The organism is Psychrobacillus sp. (genome assembly GCF_056205495.1).
The window spans coordinates 1-4,376 of record NZ_JBAEAP010000134.1 but is presented as its reverse complement, the minus strand read 5'-3'; the positions used below and the strand labels follow the sequence as shown (position 1 = coordinate 4,376).

At 38.1% G+C, this 4,376-nt stretch carries 5 protein-coding genes; 4 read left to right on the top strand and 1 reads right to left on the bottom strand.

Annotated elements, in window-relative coordinates; translation table 11 throughout:
* Nucleotides 1–430 precede the first annotated feature (430 nt).
* Nucleotides 431–1,828 (top strand): dipeptidase, encoded by a 1,398-nt coding sequence (locus AC06OU_RS04050; protein WP_475854148.1) that lies wholly within the window; start codon nt 431–433, stop codon nt 1,826–1,828.
* Between the two features lie 104 nt (nt 1,829–1,932).
* Nucleotides 1,933–2,700, top strand: a complete 768-nt coding sequence (locus AC06OU_RS04045) for a hypothetical protein (protein ID WP_475854146.1) — start codon at nt 1,933–1,935, stop codon at nt 2,698–2,700.
* A 47-nt stretch (nt 2,701–2,747) separates the two neighbouring features.
* On the opposite strand, the gene AC06OU_RS04040 is transcribed toward AC06OU_RS04045, so the two are convergent.
* A complete protein-coding gene (locus AC06OU_RS04040) occupies nt 2,748–3,329 on the bottom strand; it encodes a nitroreductase family protein (protein ID WP_169360838.1) in 582 nt (193 codons plus the stop codon).
* A gap of 168 nt (nt 3,330–3,497) precedes the next feature.
* On the opposite strand from AC06OU_RS04040, the gene AC06OU_RS04035 reads away from it, so the two are divergent.
* Nucleotides 3,498–4,082, top strand: coding sequence for a glycerol-3-phosphate acyltransferase (locus AC06OU_RS04035; RefSeq protein WP_475854145.1), 585 nt, complete (start codon nt 3,498–3,500; stop codon nt 4,080–4,082).
* A gap of 68 nt (nt 4,083–4,150) precedes the next feature.
* Nucleotides 4,151–4,376 (top strand): DegV family protein (locus tag AC06OU_RS04030; protein WP_475854144.1); only part of this gene is annotated, 226 nt, incomplete at its 3' end.

The window sequence follows — 4,376 nt, the reverse complement described above, 5'->3', positions numbered from 1 at the left end:
CGATGCTAAAGCTGTTCCCATTTATTGATTGGAGCGCCAGACGGCGACTCCTACGGGATGAGTGAGACAGATAAGACATCACAACCACGCGCGTAAGCGATGGGTGATGGCTTATCGCTTACCCCGAGGAAAGCGTCCGGCTGGTGCGGAAATCAATTCTACTCTCTGATCTAAGATTTCTCTATATCATAAATCAACCCTACTCTTTAACATAGCCGTTTAATTTTTGTTTATTGTAATAGCCTATCTTCTACATGAGTTAACCGTATTTCTATTAGTATTCTTTATACATAAGCTAAATACCTTTATAATTTAGATAGAGATTATTTCGTTAATCTCTATATTTAACAAACTTTTCTAATGACTTAGTTACCTTGAAATTGTGATATACTATTTTTACTAAACTATCTTTGGAAAGAAGGATAAATCTATGAGCCAAATAACTAATTTAGATAACTATTTTGCAGAAAAAAGAGAACAGCATTTAGAAGAATTAAAAAAATTCCTTAGCATACCAAGTATTTCTTCCTTATCAGAGCACAAAGCAGATATGCAAAAAGGTGCAGAATGGCTTGCAGACTCCTTTAAACAAGCAGGACTAGAAAATATTGTGATTGATGAAACAAAAGGCCATCCCGTAGTATATGCTGACTGGCTACATGCGGAAGACAAGCCAACGGTACTGATCTATGGACATTATGATGTTCAGCCCGTAGATCCATTAAACCTTTGGGAATCAGAGCCATTCAAGCCTGAGGTACGTGATAATAAGCTATATGCTCGTGGTGCAAGTGACGATAAAGGACAAGTATTCATGCATGTGAAGGCAGTTGAAGCGCATCTTGAATTAGAGGGTTCTCTACCTGTTAATGTGAAATTCCTAATTGAGGGTGAGGAAGAGGTTGGAAGTCCTAATCTAGAAGAATACATTGAAAATAACAAAGATAAGCTTGCAGCAGACGTCATTGTTATTTCTGATACAGGAATGCAAGGACCTGGCCAACCTGCTGTTTGTTACGGTCTACGCGGTTTATGTGGTGTTCAAATTGATGTAAAAGGTGCTAAAGGAGACTTGCATTCTGGACTTTACGGTGGTGGAGTACAAAACTCTATCCACGCTTTAGTATCTATTCTAGAGTCTTTCCGTAATGCAGAGGGTACAATTGAAGTGGAAGGCTTCTATGACAACGTTCGTCCCTTGTTGGATGAAGAACGTGAAGCATATGCTGCACTTGGTTTCAGTGAGGATGAATTGAAACAAGAAGTTGGTGTCGATGAGTTATTTGGTGAAAAGGGTTATACACATTTAGAACGAGTTTGGGCTCGTCCAACTCTTGAAATCAACGGAGTATTTGGTGGCTTCTCTGGTGAAGGCATTAAAACCGTTTTACCAAGCGAGGCAGGAGCTAAAATTACTTGTCGCTTAGTACCAGACCAAGATCCAGATGAAATAGTTGAAAAGCTGAAGGCTCATATTGATCAGCATAAGCCAGCTGGGGTAACAGTAACAGTAACTGAATTTGATAAAGGGAAACCTTTCATCACTCCTTTTGACCATCCAGCTATTCAAGCTGCAGGACGTAGCTATGAAAAAGTATATGCTGTACCAACTGCCTATACACGCGGGGGCGGATCTATCCCAATCGTAGCAGCGTTTGATGAAATTCTTGGACTACCAGTAGTGTTGATGGGCTTTGGCTTATCTACAGAAAACTTCCATGCACCTAATGAGCATTTCCATCTAGAAAATTTTGATAAAGGATTACGAGTTATTGGTGATTACTATAATGAGCTCGCTAGCCTATCAAAAGACGAATTAAAAAAATAAAACATTTAAGCACATGGAGTCTTTTAGATTCCTGTGCTTTTTATTGTTTAATTATTGTATAATTCTTACAACAAGAGTTAATATTCCGATTAAAGGGGGAAATTATGAAAGACCAAGTGATTAAATTAATCGCTAGAAAAGTTGTTACCACTCTTATCACTGCCATGCTTTTTGCTTTAAGCTTTTCTTCTTATGGCCTTATTGGCAACGATTCTCTACCGCCATATGATCGTGGTGAATATTTTATAGGCTGGGCTTCGCTATTTTTTTACTACGGTGGTATCATCATTTTTATATACGGGACAGCCGTTTCTATTGTTTTAGAATTAATGCTAAGAAAAATATTACCCAAGTATAATTGGTTGTATATTTTATTTCATGGCTTATTTGGTGGTATTTTCTTATTCCAGGATCTAGACATAATATTTTTAGGAATAGTTCCGGCATTAATATACGGCCTAGTGGATAGATGGCTATACACTCAAAATATGGATGGTCGCCATATTAAATTCGGACTTCTTATTCCGGTTGCCCTCACACTAATATTGTGGGCAGGCTTATCCATCACGTCTGAGACACGGCCCCCTTTTACTAGTGAAGAGGCAATCGAGCTTGCTACCTCTGGAGAAGGTACTATTTCTAGTAACTTTCCAAAGGATAAAAAGAAATGGAGCGGGAAAGTTGAAGGCTTTCAGGTATCTAGAAAATCCTCTGCAAGAAAAAAAGGGGATAATGAGTATATTGTTACCTTCACAGAAAGCTGGGAAAAGGGGTATTTAAACGGAACTTACAAAATGCATTATATAGTTGATAGAAACACAGTCTCTCTTCATAGTGAAAGTGGCCCAGTCCCCCCCTACTATAAAAAATAAGGCAAGCAAAATTAGGGATTCCCCTCTTTTTGCTTGCCTCTTGCATTTTACTTTTGATTGCCAAAGAATGTTACAACTTCATCAATACTCTTACGTGGTTTTGGTTGAGGTGCTTCATTGTAATAACCAACCTGGAACATGCTGATAATACGTTCTCCAGATTGAACTCCTAAAGCTTCACGGAACTTTGGATTGTCTAGGAATCCTGGTGTCTTCCAGCATGATCCAATACCTTTTTCCCAAGCTAGAAGTTGGATGTTCTGCACAAGCATACTAGCTGCTGCATAATCCTCTAAACGTTCCTTTTGACGTGCATCTTCCGGAACAATGACAAATAGGTATGCTCCAGGATTTTTAAATTTTTGCATTTGCTTCTCTAGAGCATCCTCTGAAAGCTCTTTCCATTTTGGAATGCCATATTCTTTTAACAGCTCATGCAATTCTGTTAAACCTTCCTCGCCGCATGCTGCGATAAAACGCCATGGCTGTCTCATCTGATGATTAGGAGCCCAAAGAGCGTCCTCCATAATAGACACTAATGTATCTCGATCAACTAGCTCTCCATTAAATAATTTAATAGATCTTCTTTGGATAATTGCGTCACGTACTGATAATGATTGTTCCGTCATATTAACACCCTCTTAATTGTCAGTCTTTTTTATCCTTCTAATCATACCAATTTCTATGAAACTTTAAAAGTCTTCAGTTACTACTAGAATTATGTATGCAGCAGGTATACTTAGTGTAAAATATAGTATAAATAGGAAACAATACAAATGTTATTTTGAGGTGATCTGTTGGTTCTCTACTGGATTTTCAGCTATTTTGTCGGCAACATTCTTACAGCCTGGTGGATTGGCAAATGGAAGAAAACTGATCTTCGGCACATGAGAAGTGGGAACCTCGGTGCTAGAAATGCAGGCGCTGTTCTAGGCACGACTGCCTTCATCTTAACCTTTCTTGGAGATGCTTTAAAAGGGGTTCTCGTACTTTATATTGGACATTATTTAGATTTTTCGATTTTGGTTATTTCGATTGCAGCATTCTTCGTCATCATAGGGCACCTATATCCTGTTTGGTTAAAAGGAAAAGGAGGCAAAGGAATAGCTACGTTCATTGGGGTATCATTAGCACTTAATCCATTTTTATTTGGAATGCTAGCTATTATTTTTTTATTTTTCTTAGGTCTTTCCAGAAGTGCAACCTTAAGCATGATTTTCGCCTTCAGTGCATATGGTGTTTTATGCTTAGTTATACCTGAATACCGAGAGCTTGCCCCCTTATCTCTAGCTATTGCCATTATTCTTTTCCGTCATCGGTTTGATATAGTCGATTCCTGGAATGAACGTTGGTGGAGCAAGTCAAAAGAAACAAACAACTAGTCAATATAACACTTACATTTGAATATGCTACATTATTATCGTAAATATATATAGATAGGATGTACAGAATGATTCCACATAAAATTGCATGGGTTATAGATAGCAGCGCTTATATAAATGATTATTTACAAGAACATCCCGATGTCTTTATAGTTCCGATTAATATACATTTCGGTACTGAGCAATTTGTAGATGGAGTAGACTTAACGTCTGAGCAGTTATACGAACGAATTCGTAATGGTGCGGATTCTATAAAAACCTCCCAACCATCAGCAGGTGAATTTGCTCAGCTTT

Excerpts from the sequence above, each read along its gene's own strand:
- AC06OU_RS04040 (WP_169360838.1), bottom strand. The coding sequence starts at position 3,329 with ATGACGGAACAATCATTATCAGTACGTGACGCAATTATCCAAAGAAGA.
- AC06OU_RS04045 (WP_475854146.1), top strand. The coding sequence starts at position 1,933 with ATGAAAGACCAAGTGATTAAATTAATCGCTAGAAAAGTTGTTACCACT.
- AC06OU_RS04050 (WP_475854148.1), top strand. The coding sequence starts at position 431 with ATGAGCCAAATAACTAATTTAGATAACTATTTTGCAGAAAAAAGAGAA.